Origin of the sequence: Bradyrhizobium sp. CCGB01, assembly GCF_024199795.1 — a bacterium.
Classification (GTDB): Bacteria; Pseudomonadota; Alphaproteobacteria; order Rhizobiales; family Xanthobacteraceae; genus Bradyrhizobium.
The window spans coordinates 1,159,174-1,175,370 of sequence record NZ_JANADK010000001.1; the positions used below are offsets into that span (position 1 = coordinate 1,159,174).

Sequence of the window (16,197 nt, forward strand, 5' to 3'; positions counted from 1 at the left end):
AGCCCCTTCTTTTCGGCGGTCGACAGCGGCAAGGCGCGACGACCGCTCTCCGAGCGAGGCGACTCGCATACTGGAGCTAGCGAATCATCGTGATGCGACAGGCCCGTGACGGGACATGGGACAGGCGCGAGAGGTAGCGGCTGCGGCGACGGCTCCTAGCCGACGCGAAGCTGACAGTGGCGGGCGGTCCTGTCATGGGCGGCCCGAAAGCAAATGCCTCTCGCATGCCCGGGGCGCGCGAGAGGCGATGGCAGTCATTCTCTTGATCGCGCAGAACGCGCGCGAGATCAGTCCCGGTGCGGGCAGACCATCGTCAGATGGAGCAGCGTCGGCCTATCCGCGCCCTTCTTGTACTCCCACTCCAGCCGGATCTCGTGCCGGTGGGCATAGGCATCGTTCGGCGCGTGGACGATGATGTTGGTCTTCATCGGGATCGGCGGCTCGGAATTGAAGCATTTCCGGACGCAGGCATCGAGCAGATCACAACGCGTCAGCGGGATCACGCCCGGCTCGTCCCGGGACAGGGGGACTGTGTTCGGCTGGGTACTGAGATCGAGACGAGCCCGGCCCTTCTCCTTGTGCCAGTACTTGGCGCTGTCCTGCGGCCACTTCGAGGCGGGCGTCAGAATCAGGTGATACTGGCCGTATTCCAGCGTCGGCAGATCGATGTCGTCCGATGCCTTGAGCTTGGCCACGCTCTTCTTCATGTTCGCCAGCGGGTAGTAATTGCTGTTCATCAAGTCTCTGAACTGCTTGCCGTTGTAGGTTTTAGTGCCCATCGCCCCATTCCTGTTGTGACTTCGCTGCCCCGGGAAAGTAAGTGAATCTGCAATAACAGCTGCCCCTGCGGTGCTCCGGCGCAGCGAAAAACTCATGCCTCGTTATTGATCGATTCTGGCAAAGTATCATCGGCGGCTGCGCTTCGTCCAGCAAAGGCAGTACAGTTGGAATGCCCCAAGGCTCATTGCTAAGAAGTCCTCGACCGGTAATCATGGTATCTCATCGCTCGCGGGGATGATCATCCATCTTCCCGAGACATTGAAGGCGCTCGGATGCACTGTTTGACGTGTCAGTCGACGATCGATCAAGATGATGGTCGGTGTCCGAAATGCGGTGCTGCGGTCCACCGGCGGGAAGATCCCGAGAGCGAGCGTAGGTTCGTCACGATCCTTCGCGCAGATGTGATCGATTCGACGGGCTTGGTCGCCGAGCTGGAGCCGGAAGAGGCCGTCTCGCGGCTTGAACCGGCACTCGCAGCCATGCGGGGCGCGGTGCGCCAGTTCGGCGGCATCGTCAGCAAGGAGCTGGGGGACGGGTTGGCCGCCGTATTCGGCGCTCCGATCGCCGACGACAATCATGCCCCGATGGCCTGCCACGCGGCGATCGAGCTGGTCCGGCGCGTCATCGGCCTGGGTGATGCCGGACTTCAGGTTCGGGTGGGCCTCCACTCAGGCCATGTCGTCGCCTACATGGTCGCGAGCGAGTTTTCCAAGGTTTACGAAATCGGCGGTGCCGCCCAGCACCTCGCCGCTAGGCTGGAGTCGGCAGCCGAGGCGAACCAGATCCTCGTGTCCGAGGCCTGCCAGAAGCTTGCGGAAGGGCACGTCCGTTTCGACCTTCTCGGTCGCAAGGCGTTGCGTGGGTTCAACGAGCCGCTTCCGGTATACCGGCTTCTGGGCGCCAGTGATCTTTCGAGCTGGCGGGTGCGCCGCGCGCGTAGCGTCTCCCGGTTTGTCGACCGCACGACGGAGCGGGCGCTGCTCTGGCGCGCTACGGAAAGGGTTGTCACAAATCGGCAGACGGTTCTGCTGATGGGGGATGCCGGCATCGGAAAGTCCCGCCTTGCCCATGAGTTTGTGCAGGACCTCCGAGCTGGCGGCTGGCGGCTGATCGACGCCGAGTGCAGCCCGAATCTTCAGGGCGCACCTTACAGCGCTCTCAAGCGTTTGTTGTTGTCGATACTTGATGCCGCTGCGCGGAATCCGGCCCGGGCGGACGATCCTAGAGACTCGTTGCCGGTGGTCCATCAGCGGGCCGTCGATGCAGTCCTGGACCTGCCGATTTCTGATCCGCAATGGGACGAATTGGGGCCTCACGCGCGCGGGCGCGCAATCTCGGACGCCAGCTGCGCGCTGGTGGAGGGGACTGCTCGTCGCCAGCGCACAGTGCTTCTGATCGAGGACGTGCATTGGATTGATCGGGCGAGCGATGCGGTTATTGCCGCACTCGCCGGACTACAGAGTCCCGATTTGCTTGTGCTACTGACGACCCGGCCGCATGGAATGCCGGTGTGGATCGCGCGTTGCCAAGCGGAAATCGTGGCGATGCGGCCTCTTGACGACGATTCGGGGCTGGCCATGCTCGCGGAGATGCTTGGTCCGGCCACGTCGAATGCGGACCTGAAGAGCCGGATCATCTCTCATACGGCCAACGTTCCGCTGTTCATCGAGGAAGTCTGCCGCAGTCTGAAGGACAGCGGTATGCTTCTCGGCCAGTGGGGTGACCTTTCGCTTGCACGTCCCGTTGGCGAGCTCGGCATCCCCAGCAGCATTCAGGGTGTGATCGCGGCGCGGCTGGATCGCTTGTCACGACAGGAACGGTCGCTGCTCCAGATCGCCGCGGCGCTTGGACCCCGGGCGAACCCGGCCATACTGCGGAAAGTGGCAGTCTTGCCGGAAGACGTCCTCCAGGATTGCCTGACCGCGCTCGATCGGGCCGAACTGCTCGTCAGGATCGATAGCGAGTTGGAGGACTCGCTCGAATTTCGGCACGAGATGGTCAGGCAGGTGACCTACGATTCGATGGTCGAAAAGGTGCGCGAAGGCATACATGCGAGCATTCTCGCGGCTATCGAGACCGATGAGGCATTGGCCGATGGTCCGGACGCGCTCTGCTATCACGCGACCCGGGCGAAGGATTGGCACAAGGCGTTCCACCACGGCAAAAGGGCCGCGCAAAAGTGTTTCGCGCGCTCGGCGTTTGCCGACGCCGCCAATTATTTCGTCATTGCGATGAACTCTCTGGACAAGACGGACCCCACTCGTTCGCGAGAGGCAAGTGCGATCGACCTCCGGCTGGAGGCGCGTTTGGCGTTCATGGCATCTGGTCAGGTGTTCGATTGGCTGGATCACGGGAAGGAAGCTGAGCGGCGGGCCAACGCGATCGATGATATAGAGCGCAAGGTTGCCGCGATGACAGTCTCTGCTGCTGCTCAGAACTTCTACGGCACGCCTGCCGAAGCGGTTGCGATCAGCGAGGACGTTATCGTCCTCGCGAAGGAGTGGGGCAATCTGGGCTGGCTGAATGCCGCCGGATACGGTCTCGGGCAGGCGTATTTTCTCGCCGGGCGTTATCAGGAGGCCGAGCAGGCGTTTGCGCGCGTCCGCACCCAACTGCGGGGGGCGGATGCCAGTCCGCCCACCGGCACGCCCCCGAAATACACACTCCTCCTCTGCTGCATGATGAAGAGCTTCACCCATACCGTCATGGGCGAACTCAACGCCGCCGAGCAGCTCCAGCAACAGGCCGCCGCGATCGCGGAGGAAACGGGCCGCCCCTACGACCGCGTCGCCGCCGCCTATAGCGGCGGCTGGCTGAAGCTCGGCCGCAACGAGCCGGCGGCGGCGGCAGCCATACTCGAAGACGGATTTGTCCTTGCGCAGAAGCACGGCATCCGGCTGTTCGTGCCGGTGCTGGCCTGCCATCTCGGCATGGCCTATCTGGAGCAGGGGCTGTTCGACCGGGCGCGCGGCATGCTGACGGAGGCGCGCGAGGAGGCGAAGGCGGTCGGCTATACCTCGGCGGTGCTGCGCAGCTCGATCTACCTTGCGCTCGCGACCTGGCGCCTCGGCGATATCAGGGCCGCGCAGAACATGCTGCGCGAGGCGCGCAACACCGCGCGGCAGCAGGGCTTCTCCGGGCTCGAGGCCGAGGCCCTGTTCGGCGAAGCCGTGGTGACGCCACCCTCGGACGACGAGGGCAAGGCGGCCATCCTCGCGGCCCTGCGTGCTGCAATCGCGATCGCCTCCGAAAGCGGCGCGCTGCCGCTCCGGCACAAGGCCGAGGCGATGCTGAACGAGATGCTGGCGCGGGACGACGAGCTGACCTGACACCGCTCCCCGGCCGGTCAGCGATGGCGGCGCCACGGCCGATATCTGCCCGACGCGTCAAATAAATCCCGCAGGCAGCGCAAGGGCTTAGCTACTGTGCATGGGGTTGTTTTCGCTGCCTTGAAGGCCGCCCCCTTGATGCAGGGCGCAAGGCCGGCCCGGCGGTGCTGCCCGTCACGATGACGAAGTCCCTTGCGTGCCCACCAAGGTGGGTTACCGTTGGCGCGCTAGCCGCAAGGCCAGGTGACTTTTGATCGACAATTTTTAGCATTCCATTTTTCGGCGCCGCGACGGCGCGACGCCCACCGGACGAGGCGGGTCATGATCACACGGGACCAGTCGGCTCTGTTGGCGCCGGTCGAGCGCGATTTGCGGCTCGATCTCTTCCGCGGCATCGGGTTGTGGATGATCTTCCTCGATCACATCCCGCACGACGTCGTGGCCTGGCTGACCTTGCGCAACTACGGCTTCAGCGACGCCGCTGAGTTCTTCGTCTTCATCTCCGGCTATCTGGTCGGCTGGATCTACGGGCCGATCGTCGCGGGCGGCTGGTTTCTCGCCGCGCTGAAGCGGCTGTGGCGGCGTGCGATCGAGATGTATGTCGCCCACATCATGCTGTTCCTGCTGTTCACGGCGCAGATCGCCCGCACCGCGCGCCGCTTCGACAATCCGATGTACGAGCACGAGTTCAACGTCTTCAACTTCCTGTCCCATCCGGACGAGCTGATCGGGCAGGCGATCCTCCTGAAGTACAAGCCGGTCAATCTCGACGTGCTGCCGCTCTACATCACCCTGGTGTTCGCCTCGCCCTTCATCGTGTGGTGCCTGGTGCGCCGGCCGAACCTGACGCTCGCCGCGTCCGTGGTGCTGTACATGCTGTCGCGCCGGTTCGACTGGAACATCGCCTCCTATCCGCCCGGCACGACCTGGTACTTCAATCCGTTCTGCTGGCAGCTGATGTTCGTGTTCGCCGCTTGGTGCGGCATCGGCCAGATCGACAAGATCGCAAAATGGGTGTGGTCGAAAGCGGCGATGACGCTGGCCGCGGCCTGGCTTCTCTTCGCGCTGCTGATCGTGATGACCTGGCACCTCCCCGCGCTCGAGGCCTTGATCCCGAAATGGATGATCAAGGCGATCTACCCGATCGACAAGACCGACCTCGACATGCTGCGCTTCACGCACTTCCTGGCGCTGGCGATCTGGGTGACCCATTTCGTCTCGCGCAGATGGCGGACGCTGCATGCGGCCTGGCTGCGGCCCGTCATCCTCTGCGGCCAGCATTCGCTGCCGATCTTCTGCCTCGGCGTGTTCCTGTCGTTCTCGGCGCACTGGATCCTGACCCAGTACACCAAGGGCGTCTGGGAGCAGCTCGCCGTCTCCGTCGTCGGCATTCTCATCATGATCGGCGCGGCCTGGCTGCTCGGCCGCGCCGAGCGGGTGCCGAACCTGTTCGTGAAGGTGACGGAGGTGGAGGAGGCTGACGCGGCTTTGGACAACGCTCCGGCCACGACGGCCGCAGCGGCGCCCGCAGGTCGTTGAGCATCGCCCGCCTGCATCTCGTGGAGAGGTCCAACGGAGAGGTTCATGTCCAGACGTTTGCTGACGATCGCCGCCGCCCTTCTGCTTTTCGCCTGTGGTGCATCGGCAGAGGCGCCGTCGCCGGAGGCGCTGAACGCGGCCCGCAAGCTCGTCGTCACCCTGAAGATCGCGGATCAGTATCGCTTGCTGTTGCCGCAACTCCTGCTCAAGCTCCGCCCCGTGGTCGCGCAGGACCGCCCGGAGATCGAGCGCGATTATGATGCGATGACGGCCCCGGGCTCCGAGATCTACACCCCGGCCCTGACGTCGCTGATCGACCAGGTCGCCGCCCTCTACGCCCAAAGCTTCAGCGCCGATGAGCTGCGCCAGATCGAGGCGTTCTACGCCAGCCCTGCGGGCCGAAAACTCCTGGAGAAGTCCGATGCGCTAGCGCAGGCGAGCGTGCAGATCGGCCAGGACGTCAGCCAGAAGGCCGCCGACGAACTGAAACAGCGCCTGATCGAGGCGCTGCGCCAGAAGGGGCACAAGCTCTAGACTGTTTGCTAGTGGATCGCCGCGTACATGATCCTCTCCTCCGTCGCGTCCAGCGCGGAGAATTCTTCGACGACCTTGCCCTGGCGCGAGACCAGGATGCGGTCCGAGAGCGCCATGATCTCGGGCAAATAGGATGAGATGACCACGACCGCCTTGCCCTCGTCCGCGAGCTGGTTGATCAGCTCGTGGATCTCGACGATCGCGCCGACGTCCACGCCGCGGGTCGGCTCGTCGAAGATGATCAGGTCGGGCTCCTGCACCAGCGATTTGGCGATCACCACTTTCTGCTGATTGCCGCCGGACAGCTCGACCACCTTGCCGTGGTCGCCGATGGCGCGAACCCTGAGCTTCTCGATCCAGGTCTTGCCGACCGTGTCGGTCTCCCGCCGCGACAGCATCATGCGTCCCTTGGGAAACTTCGACAGCAGGCCGAGATAGATGTTGCGCGCAATCGAGGACGTCTCGAAGAAGCCCTCGACCTTGCGGTCCTCGGTGACATAGGCGATGCCGGCCTTGACCGCCGGTGCCGGCACCCGATAGCGCACCGGCTTGTCGTGCAGCAGGATCTCGCCGCCGTGGAAGAAGTCGCGCTTGAGCACGCCGGAGACGATCTTGAACGTCTCGGTGCGGCCCGCGCCGACCAGGCCAAACACGCCGGTGATCTGTCCCGCGAACACCGACAGCGAATTGTTCTTCACCATCGGGGCCATCTTCAAATTCTGGACCGTGAGGACGCGCGTGCCGGCCGGACGCACGGTGCTCTTTCGCGCGCCGTAGAGCGTATTGGAAAGGTCGCGTCCGACCATTGCCTGAACGATGGCGGCGCGGTCGAATTTTGCGGCGTCGTCGGTCACGACGTGCTTGCCGTCGCGCAGCACCGTGATCCGGTCGGCCAGCAGCAGCGCCTCTTCCAGGGCATGCGAGATGAAGACGATCGAGACGCCGCGCTTCCTGAGATCGCGGACGAGGTCGAAGAAGTATTTCTTCTCCTCCGGTGTCAGCGACGCGGTCGGCTCGTCGAAGATGATGACCTTGGCGCGGTGCAGGACCGCCCGCGCGATCTCCACCATCTGCTTCTTGGCCGCGCCGAGGCCGCTCACGGTCGCGGTCGGCGTGACGTCGAAATTGAGCGACTGCAGGAACTGTTGTGCGGCGATGTAGATACCGCGCAAGCGGTTGTAGAATTTCTCCTGCCCGAGAAACAGGTTCTGCGCGACCGTCATGGTCGGTACCAGGCTGTTCTCCTGGAACACCATGGCGATGCCGAGATGGCGCGCCTCCAGCGGCGTCCTTGGCGCGACGTCGGTGCCGTCGACCGTCATGGTGCCCGAGGTCAACGTCACGACGCCTGCCATCACCTTGGTCAGAGTTGACTTGCCGGCGCCGTTCTCGCCGACCAGCGCGTGGATCTCGCCACGGCGGAGATCGAAGTCGACCCCGTCGATGGCGGGTACGCCGGCGTAGAGCTTTGTGGCCTTGTGCAGCGAGAGCACGATGTCGCTCATGAGCAGAACTCCTCGGCAAGGCCGGCGAGGGGGAGCCGGAGGACCCGGCCCGGTCCCTTGGCGATCAGCACGAGATCGTTGCCCATCTCGATGGCCGCGACGACGCCGTGATTGACGCCGTCGACCCGGCTGTGCAGCGAATAAAGCGGCTGCCCATCTGCGTTGAGGCGAATGACAAGGCCGTAGGAGCGCGGCGGCGCCCATGGCTTGATGACACCCATGGTCTTGATGTGCGCGCCCTGCATCGGCTCCTTGAACGAGAGGCCCGAGCGCAGGCGCGGCGCGACCCAGTACGCGGGGTCGATCTCGGCCATCATGCGGCGGCGGTAAGCCGGCTCGCGTAACACGAACTCGATCAGCTGGGTGCGCGCGGTGAACGCGGTGAGCCAGTAGCCGCCCCCCGAGGCCTTCGACAGCCGCGACGGATAGACGGGAAGGTGAGCGAGCACTGTTCGCGGCGAAGCGCCCGGCGCCACCAGGACGAGACGGTGGCGCCAGCTCTCGCTGACAAGCGCGCCGTCGCCATGCGCGCAGGCGCCAAAGGCATGGCCGAGCCCCTGGGCCAGCGGCGTGACGGTCTTGCTGCCGGGATCGAGCCTGAACACGCGGCCGGTGCGGTTGAGCTCCATCAGGTCGCGCGCCCAGTCGTCGACGCTGCATGTCGCCGAGCCGTCCGTCGCAATCAGCGAGTTGTCGCTCGCGAGTGCCAGCGCGTTGATCGCGTTGAAGGCCGCATCGGCGAACGTCACGCTGGGTACGTCGGCTGAAGGATTTGCGTAAAGACGCACCTCGCGTCCCCCGAGCGCGACCGCAAGGCCGCCGCCGGGAAGGGCGCACAGCCCCGAGATCGGCCGCTCGAAGCTGCGGAGCTCCGATGCCGAACCGCCATTCAGGGACATCAGCCGCTGACCGTCCGCGATGAAGAGATTGCTTCCATCGGTGGCGAGGTCCTCTGGCGCGTCGCAGGTCAGCAAGGTCTCGGCGGATTCCAGCTTCTGGTTCGGCTTCAACGCGCCGTCGAAGGACGGCACGGTGATGGTGGCGTCGCCGCGCCCGAGAAAGCGGTTGGCGAATTCCCTGACGGCTGCGATCACGACTGCTTCCCCCACCTCTTGTCATACTGGACGAAGTTCGGATCGGCGTTGTCGAGCTTGTAGCGGCCGATCCGGTTGTTGAGGATGCCGCCGAGATAGAGATAGCCGCGATGCTCGCGCATCGAGGTGATCATCGGATGGTTTTCGCCCCGGAGGTCCCAGAACGACTCGACGATCTTGCCCTGCTCGTTGAACTTGACCACGCAGCCCGTGTTGATGTTGGGGAATAGCCATTCGTCCACGGGCACGCGCTTGCCCATGCGACGCCGGAAGCCGGGCATCTTCCAGGCGAGGTCGAGCGAGGGGCTGCGCATGCCGACCAGCGCCAGCCAGTAATTGCCGTCCGAGGCGAGGTTGATGTTGTCAGGGTAGCCCGGGAGGTTATCCATGACCACTTCGACCTTGCCCTTCTTCGGTCCCGCGAACCAATAGCGCTTGATCGAGCAGCCGAACGTCTCGGCGAACAGGATCGATCGGCCGTCGCTGGCCACGCAGATGCCGTTGGGGAATTTGAGCCCGCGCAGCTCCGTGCGCGTGACGCCGGTCTTGGTGTCGTAAGAGATGATGCGGCCGTTGCCGCGCGCCTCGAGGCCGTCGATCGGCCACTCGTCCATCTCGTAACGCACGGTGGCTTCCGAGAAGAAGATCAGGCCGTCGTCGGTGATGTCCAGGTCGTCCGCGAGCCGCAGGCGGCTGTCGTCGTTGACCGAACGCATGCTGCGGTTGGTCTCGTCAGTCGCCTTTTCCACCGTGCCGTCAGGCTTGATCCGGTAGAGCCCCATGCCGCCGATGCAGACGTAGAGATTGTCCTCGCGGTCGAAGGCCATGCCGAGCGGCTGGCCGCCGATATGGGCGAACACTTCCATCTTCTGATAGTCGGGGGCGAGGAAGCGCATGATGTCGCCGTGGCGCGAGCCCGCATAGAGATTGTCGTGGCGATCGAGGATGACGTCCTCCGGCGCCTCGATCCGGCCGAGGCCGATCGCCTCGACGTTGCGCAGCTTGTCATTCTGCTCGAACGGACCGCCTTGCCCGATCTCGGTCGGCGGAGGCGGCGGCAGTGCATGATAGGTCGGCGCGACATAGACCTTGCTGATGATGCGGGTCCGGTTCTTCTGCCAGCGGATATCGACCATCGCCGCGACGAGCAGGATGCCCGCGAGCGCCATCCGGTTGACGCCGCCGCGCGCGTTCATGGTCGTCAGACCATTGGTGATCAGGAGCACGATCAGTACGCCGACCGCCGATTTGGCGACCGAGCCCTTGCCGCCGCCGAGCGTGATGCCGCCCAGCACGGTTGCGGTCAACACGATCACCTCGAGGCCGACGCCGATGTCGCCGCCGACAGTGCCGAGCCGGGATGCGAAGAACAATGCGCCGATGCTGGTGAGCACGCCGCTCGCGACGTAGCAGAGTGCGATCGTGCGACGGACGGGAATGCCCGAATTGTACGCCGAACGGCGCGAGCCGCCGATTGCGGTGATGTGCCAGCCCGGACGCAGCCGGGTCAGGAAGATGTGGCCGAAGATGGCGATGACGATATAGACGAGCGCGACGGTCGGAATGCCGAAGACGCTGCCGCCGCCGATGAAATCCCAGGACGGGATGTCGGGGAAGGCCGAGGCGATCGCGTTGGAATAGCGCTGGATCAGGAGGTCGTAAGCCGAGCGGTAGATGATCAGGGTGATCAGCGTGGTGATGAAGGCGCGCAGCCGCAGATATCCGATCAGGACGCCGTTGACTGCGCCGAGCAGCGCGCCGCAGAGCAGCGTGGCGGCCACCACCGCCGGGACCGGCCAGCCCAGCACGTCGAGCAGATAGAGCGCGCAGAAATCAGTCAGTGCGAAGATCGAGCCGACGGAAAGATCAATGCCGCCGACGATGACGACCAGCGCCAGCCCGAGCGCGATGAAGCCGATCTCTCCGGCCTGACGCGCGGTGTCGGCGAGACTCGCAGGCGACAGGAAGTTGTCGATGGATCGGCTGAGCGCGAGACCGACGATGAGGAGAAGGATGACCGGGATAGCCGTCTCGGTCCATCGCTTGGACAGGATTTCGCCAAGGAGATGATCGGGCCAGTAGCGGTAACGCAGGCTTGTCAGTGTGTCGCGCATCGGCATTCCAGCAGGGCATGGAGAATGTACGGGAGCGGGATCCCCGGGGCTTAGATGTCCCGGGGATCGGGAGCGTCAGCGCAAAACTATTTCTTGAGGTCGCTGAGATTCCAGCAGGCCATCTGGCTGTCGGCATTCTCCTTGGTGATCGGAATCAGCGTGGTGTATTCCGATCCTTTGACGGAGCCGGGCTTGACGCCCGACGACAGCAGCCACTTGATCGTGCCGGCCATCTGCGCGGCCTGGGTCGGCACGTCGTAGCTCATGTTGAGATCGAACGCGCCTGACTTCACCAGCTCGCACGCGCCCTTGCGTTCGCCGCCGCCCGAGGTCGCCACGAACACCTTGCCGGTGAGGCCCGCTTCCTTGACGGCGGCAGCGGTGCCGATGTCCATGCCGTCCCAGAATCCGACGATGCCGCAGAGATCGGGATTTTGCTTCAGCACCGTTTGCGTAATCGCCTTGGCCTTGGCGGCGTCCCAATCGGCGGCCTGGCTCGACACCACCTTGATTTCGGGGTGCTTGGCCAGCACGTTCTCGACGCCCTTGAGCGTATAGGCGCTCGCGGCCGCCGACAGCGCCCCCTGGATGATCGCGATCTTGTTCGACTTGCCCTCGCAGGCCTTGACCACGCCTTCGGTCTGGCGTTCGCCGATCTCGACCCAATTGGCGCCGACGAAGGCGGAGCTGCGATAGGCCGAACCCATGTTGATCTGGATGACGTAGATGCCTTCGTTCTCGGCGCGCTGTAGCAGCTTGGCGTAGGTCTGCACGTCCGGATTGTGAACCACCATCACCGCCGGCTTCTCGGAGATCAGCGAGGTCACGGCCTGTGCGCCGGCATTGGTGTTCCAGTTCGCATCACGGATCACGAACTTGACGCCGAACGGCTCGAGCTCCTTCTTCAGGCCGGCATACCAGCCTTCGGTGAGGTCGAAGTTCATGGCCACCGGCACGTAAGCCACCGTCTTGCCGGCCAGCGCTTCCTTGAAAGGCTTCTGGAACGGCTCGTCCAGGCCCTGCTGGGCGAGGGCCGGTGCAGTCATTGCCGCAAGAGCCAGCGCGGCAACGATTGCCTTTGTCGGGCTGCCGAAATGCTTCATAGCTTCCTCCTTGGTTGTGGTTGTCGTTATTTTTCGGATCGTTCAGATATCGCCCTGCTGGGCCGTCTCCTCGTTGCGCGGATTCAGGAAGGAATCCGTGATGACCGCGAGCAGCAGCACGACGCCCTTGATGAGATTTTGTCCGGCGTAGGAGATGTCCATGATGGTCATGCCGTTGAGCATCGTGCCGATCACGAGCGTGCCGATGACGACGTTCAGCACGCCGCCGCGTCCGCCTGACAGCCCGATGCCGCCGAGCACCACGACCAGGATGACGTCGTAGATCAGCGTCGAGTTGAAGATGCGGGTCGGCATCGAATTGACCGATGCGGCCAGCACGAGGCCGGCGAAGCAACCGATCAGGGCGGTGATCACATATTGCAGGACGATGATCGGGCGGGAGGGAATGCCGGTGACGCGCGCGGCGTAGGGATTGTCGCCGATTGCGTAGATATAGGCTCCCCAGCGCGTCTGGCGCAGCAGGAACGCGACCACGATGCAGGCGATCGCGAACATCACGATCGATGTCGGGATGCCGAGAATGGTGCCCTGTCCAAGCCGCTCGAAGCCGGCCATGCCGGGGCTCCATTGCACGACGTCGAGTTGGAACAATGCGGCCTGCCCGAGACCGGCGAGGAGAAGGCCGGTCGCCAGCGTCGCAAACAGCGAGGGCACTTCGGCATAAGCGATCAGCCAGCCGTTGACGAGGCCGAACGCGATGGTGAGCAGCACGGCGGTTAGCAGCGAGGCCGGCAGCGAGTGACCGTTCTGCACCATCTGCAAGACCAGCCCCGGCGGTACCGCAAGCGCAGCGATCAGCGAGATGTCGATGCCGCGTCCGATCACGACGATCGCCATGGCAAGGCCGAGGATGCCGAGCACGGAGACGTTCTGAAGCAGCGTCAGCATGTTGTCCGACGTGAGGAAGCCGCGCAGGAATATCGAGAACAGCAGGAACAGCAGCGCGAAGACGGCGAAGACGATTTCCTGCTGATTGAACCGAATGCGCTTCATCCCAGTCTTGCCTTTCTTCGACGTCGGCTTCTTGCGGGTCCGTTATGACGATCGGGTGGTGATGCGATAAGTCTGTGGAAGCGGTGTCAGGCTTTCGGCGAGTGCCTTGGCCAGATCTTGATCGCTGGAGTCCACGGAGATGTGGACCAGCGTGTTCAGCCTGGCGTCCTTCTCGACGCGAATGTCGGCTGCGGTGTCCGGTCCGAAGATGCGATCGATCTCGCTCCTGACCTTCTCCTGAACGGCGAGGTCGCGGAGCGCGGGCTTGAAGATCTTGCCGACCGCGGTGACCGGAAGGCTTTCGAGCTGGACGACGCGCTTCGGCCGCGCGGGCGGCTCATTGACGTTCCGCTCGAGATGCTCGCGCAGCTGCGGCAGGTCGATGGTCTGTCCGGGAGACGGCACCACAAAGAGAATAGGCACCTCGCCGGCATAGCCGTCCGGCATGCCGACGGCTGAACTCATCTGCACGCCGGGGAAGGCATTGGCGACGTCCTCGATCGCGGCTGGATCGATGTTGTGACCGCTGCGCACGATCAGGTCCTTCTCGCGCCCGGTCAGCACCAGGCGCTGATCCGCCGTGAGATAGCCGACGTCGCCGGTGACGATCCAGTGGTCTTCGGTGAGCACGCCCTTGTTGTGCTGGGGATCGAGATATCCGGGAAACACTTGCGGCCCCCTGACGAGGACGAGACCGCTGGTGAGAGGCGGGCATTCCGTCCTGAGGTCGGCATCATCAAGCGCGACGATCTTTGTCTGTGCAAACGGCGCCCGGAAGCCGACGCTGCCCTGCACGGGAGTTCCGCGGCCGGGATTGAACGCGATCGCCGCTGCGGTCTCGGTCATGCCGTAGGTCTCGAACAGCGTAATCCCCGTGCGTGCCTGAAACCTCTCGCTCACGGCCTTCGGCGCCACGGCGCCGCCGGTGAGCGCCATGCGAACGGTGCGGATATCGGAAGGTCCGACCGGTACTTCGGCGAGCGCGGCAATCGATGTTGGCACGCCACTGACGATGGTTGCGCCGAACCGCTCGACGGTGTGCCAATAGTCTCTGATGGCATCGGGACTTCTGAGGCTGTAGGGCGAGGGAATGATCACGTGGCCGCCGGCAGCGAGGATCGACAGGCCGATCGTCATCGTGCCGCCGACGTGAAACAGCGGAAAGCCGTTCACGGCGGCATCCAGCTCATCCAACCCGTGAACCTGCGCAAAGCTCCAGGCTGCATGGATCTGGTTGCCATGGGTCAGGCGAACGAGCTTTGGCCGTCCGGTGGTGCCGCCGGTGTGGAAGAGCGCGCAGACGGCCTGGCGGTCCGTCGATGGCTCGAAGTCTAGCGTGTCGCGCGCTCCCGCAATCGCCTCGTCGAAGTTTAGAAAACCTCCAGGCAGAGGACCGTTCGCGCCGATCACAAAGATGGTCTTCAGCGATGGGACGCGCTTCGCGACGTTGGCCGCCTTGGCCCAGATCGCGCGATCGGCTGTTTCGGCGGGGATGACCAGCACCGTCGCGTTCTGCGCCTCGAGCAGGTCGGCGATCGCATCCTCGTTCAGGAGATAGTTGATCGAGCTGGCAACGCCGGCGATCTGGGCGCCGAGCAGCGCCGGAAACAGCGGCGGCAGGATTGGGCAAAGAAATGCGACAGTGCCGCCGGTTTGTCCGATGCCGCGCGATCTGAACAGATTGGCCGCGCGCGCGATCTCCGCGAGCAATTGCCGGTGCGTCAGCGTGACATCGCCTGACACGCGCGAGCCCTTGGTCAGGACGGTCAGCGCGGGGCGGTCCGGATGCAGGCGCGCCGTGGCTTCGAAGAGATGGAAGAGATTGCGGGCAGGGACGAGGGACTCGTAAGACTGCTGCTCCAGCGCCTCGATATCGGCGATGGTTTTAACCGGTTGCGTGAACCGTGTTGTGATCGGCGATGACAAGACGCTGCTCACGCGCACCGCCATTCAAGCGGCACGGCAGATTGCGCAGCTGCTGGTCCGGGCTGGTGCAAGCGAATGTTTCCCGCCTATCTCATTGACCGTTTTTTGTTCTTCATAGGCCACATGCCGGAACGCGGCTTGCTCCGGAGCGCAAAGCTTTTGCTTCTCCGCGCAAACCGGTCTTGCGTGTACGCGGCGGCCATCTAGAATCTCGATGCTCGGCCCGCTTGTGCGATGCACAAACGACGTTCATCATGGCCTCGCAACGGATGGGCGGACGATGAACCTGGTATTCACGACGGACGATCTGGAGCCGTCCAAGCGCTATGCCGCGTGGCAAGGTGCCATTTGCGATGTCTACGTCCATGTCGACGTGAACGCCGAGGAGCGATCCGACTATCACGGCTTCATTCGCGAGGCGCGGTTCGGCGCCGTCACGATGACGGACGTCCTTTTGTCCGAGCAGCGCATCTCGCGCCGCGAGCGGCACATCGCGAAGCTAGACAAGGATTGCTACTACCTCGAATTCGTTCAGCAGGGCCGCATCAACGTTCTCCAGGCGGGCCAGACCCTGCTGTCGAATCCCGGTGTGAGCACGATCTTCTCGGCCTCAGAGGCCTATGACCTCGAATGTGTCGGCAAGGTGCGATCGCTCTACCTCGAAATCCCGCGCGCGGAATTCTCGACGCGCTTCAGCGATGGTCGATTGCCTGTGATCACGACAATGGCGACGAGCCGCGGCCTTGGAAGGATCGCCGCCGAATTCTGCGCGACGCTTGCCGCGGAGGGCGCGACGCTGGACGAGACCGCGAGGACCCGGCTCGGCGGCGAGTTGATGGACGTGCTGGCACTCGCCCTCGACATGGGCGACCGGGACGAGTTCTCGGAGGATGCGAGCGCGCAGCAGGCCCGCCTGCGCTCGGTCAAGGCCTGGATCGAGGCGCACCTCACCGATGCGGACCTGTCGCTGGAGAAGATCGCCAAGAACAACGGGGTGTCGCTCAGGCATCTGCATTATCTCTTCCGGCTTACCGATGTCTCCGTATCCGAATGGATTTTGGATCGCCGGCTTCAGCGCTGTTACGACGTCCTGACCCGGCCTGAGCTGCGCTCCCTGTCGATCACGGAAGTCGCCTATCAGCTGGGCTTCAGCAGCTCGTCCTATTTCAGCACGGTGTTTCGCAGGAAGTTCGGGCACAGCCCGTCGGACTTGCGGCGGCGCTAGGTGACCTGCATCGCGCGAGGCGATGCAGGTCCGT

The 16,197-nt window shown here is 64.0% G+C and carries 11 protein-coding genes; 4 read left to right on the forward strand and 7 right to left on the reverse strand.

Going from position 1 to position 16,197, the window contains the following annotated elements; genetic code table 11:
* Positions 1–287: 287 nt before the first annotated feature.
* Positions 288–779, reverse strand: a complete 492-nt coding sequence (locus NLM25_RS05200) for a hypothetical protein (RefSeq protein WP_254136292.1) — start codon at positions 777–779, stop codon at positions 288–290.
* A 273-nt stretch (positions 780–1,052) separates the two neighbouring features.
* On the opposite strand from NLM25_RS05200, the gene NLM25_RS05205 reads away from it, so the two are divergent.
* The 3 genes from NLM25_RS05205 (at position 1,053) to NLM25_RS05215 (ending at position 6,182) form a co-directional block, all read left to right on the forward strand.
* The gene (locus NLM25_RS05205) at positions 1,053–4,109 is read left to right on the forward strand and encodes an AAA family ATPase (RefSeq protein WP_254136293.1); all 3,057 of its coding nucleotides are present in this window, start codon (positions 1,053–1,055) and stop codon (positions 4,107–4,109) included.
* A gap of 321 nt (positions 4,110–4,430) precedes the next feature.
* The gene (locus tag NLM25_RS05210) at positions 4,431–5,648 is read left to right on the forward strand and encodes an OpgC domain-containing protein (protein ID WP_254136294.1); all 1,218 of its coding nucleotides are present in this window, start codon (positions 4,431–4,433) and stop codon (positions 5,646–5,648) included.
* 45 nt (positions 5,649–5,693) lie between these two features.
* On the forward strand, positions 5,694–6,182 hold the full coding sequence (locus NLM25_RS05215) for a DUF2059 domain-containing protein (protein WP_254136295.1): 489 nt from the start codon (positions 5,694–5,696) through the stop codon (positions 6,180–6,182).
* Between the two features lie 8 nt (positions 6,183–6,190).
* Here the strand turns inward: NLM25_RS05215 and NLM25_RS05220 are convergent, their stop codons facing one another.
* The 6 genes from NLM25_RS05220 to NLM25_RS05245 form a co-directional block, all read right to left on the reverse strand.
* Entirely contained in the window at positions 6,191–7,687 is a 1,497-nt protein-coding gene (locus tag NLM25_RS05220; RefSeq protein ID WP_254136296.1) for a sugar ABC transporter ATP-binding protein, read from the reverse strand.
* Positions 7,684–8,781, reverse strand: coding sequence for a hypothetical protein (locus NLM25_RS05225; RefSeq protein WP_254136297.1), 1,098 nt, complete (start codon positions 8,779–8,781; stop codon positions 7,684–7,686). The genes NLM25_RS05220 and NLM25_RS05225 overlap by 4 nt, the downstream gene beginning before the upstream one ends.
* Positions 8,778–10,901, reverse strand: a complete 2,124-nt coding sequence (locus tag NLM25_RS05230; protein WP_254136298.1) for an SMP-30/gluconolactonase/LRE family protein — start codon at positions 10,899–10,901, stop codon at positions 8,778–8,780. The genes NLM25_RS05225 and NLM25_RS05230 overlap by 4 nt, the downstream gene beginning before the upstream one ends.
* 80 nt (positions 10,902–10,981) lie before the next feature.
* A complete protein-coding gene (locus tag NLM25_RS05235) occupies positions 10,982–11,998 on the reverse strand; it encodes a sugar ABC transporter substrate-binding protein (protein ID WP_254136299.1) in 1,017 nt (338 codons plus the stop codon).
* 42 nt (positions 11,999–12,040) lie between these two features.
* A complete protein-coding gene (locus NLM25_RS05240; protein ID WP_254136300.1) occupies positions 12,041–13,012 on the reverse strand; it encodes an ABC transporter permease in 972 nt (323 codons plus the stop codon).
* A gap of 42 nt (positions 13,013–13,054) precedes the next feature.
* Positions 13,055–14,950, reverse strand: a complete 1,896-nt coding sequence (locus tag NLM25_RS05245) for an AMP-binding protein (RefSeq protein WP_254136301.1) — start codon at positions 14,948–14,950, stop codon at positions 13,055–13,057.
* A gap of 268 nt (positions 14,951–15,218) precedes the next feature.
* Between NLM25_RS05245 and NLM25_RS05250 the strand changes: the two genes are divergently transcribed.
* Positions 15,219–16,163, forward strand: a complete 945-nt coding sequence (locus tag NLM25_RS05250; protein WP_254136302.1) for a helix-turn-helix domain-containing protein — start codon at positions 15,219–15,221, stop codon at positions 16,161–16,163.
* The last annotated feature ends 34 nt before the right edge of the window (positions 16,164–16,197 follow it).

What these genes read in the sequence shown, in the direction of transcription:
- NLM25_RS05205 (WP_254136293.1), top strand. Translation starts at nt 1,053, where the DNA reads ATGCACTGTTTGACGTGTCAGTCGACGATCGATCAAGATGATGGTCGG.
- NLM25_RS05230 (WP_254136298.1), bottom strand. Translation starts at nt 10,901, where the DNA reads ATGCCGATGCGCGACACACTGACAAGCCTGCGTTACCGCTACTGGCCC.
- NLM25_RS05210 (WP_254136294.1), top strand. Translation starts at nt 4,431, where the DNA reads ATGATCACACGGGACCAGTCGGCTCTGTTGGCGCCGGTCGAGCGCGAT.
- NLM25_RS05215 (WP_254136295.1), top strand. Translation starts at nt 5,694, where the DNA reads ATGTCCAGACGTTTGCTGACGATCGCCGCCGCCCTTCTGCTTTTCGCC.
- NLM25_RS05220 (WP_254136296.1), bottom strand. Translation starts at nt 7,687, where the DNA reads ATGAGCGACATCGTGCTCTCGCTGCACAAGGCCACAAAGCTCTACGCC.
- NLM25_RS05240 (WP_254136300.1), bottom strand. Translation starts at nt 13,012, where the DNA reads ATGAAGCGCATTCGGTTCAATCAGCAGGAAATCGTCTTCGCCGTCTTC.
- NLM25_RS05200 (WP_254136292.1), bottom strand. Translation starts at nt 779, where the DNA reads ATGGGCACTAAAACCTACAACGGCAAGCAGTTCAGAGACTTGATGAAC.
- NLM25_RS05235 (WP_254136299.1), bottom strand. Translation starts at nt 11,998, where the DNA reads ATGAAGCATTTCGGCAGCCCGACAAAGGCAATCGTTGCCGCGCTGGCT.
- NLM25_RS05250 (WP_254136302.1), top strand. Translation starts at nt 15,219, where the DNA reads ATGAACCTGGTATTCACGACGGACGATCTGGAGCCGTCCAAGCGCTAT.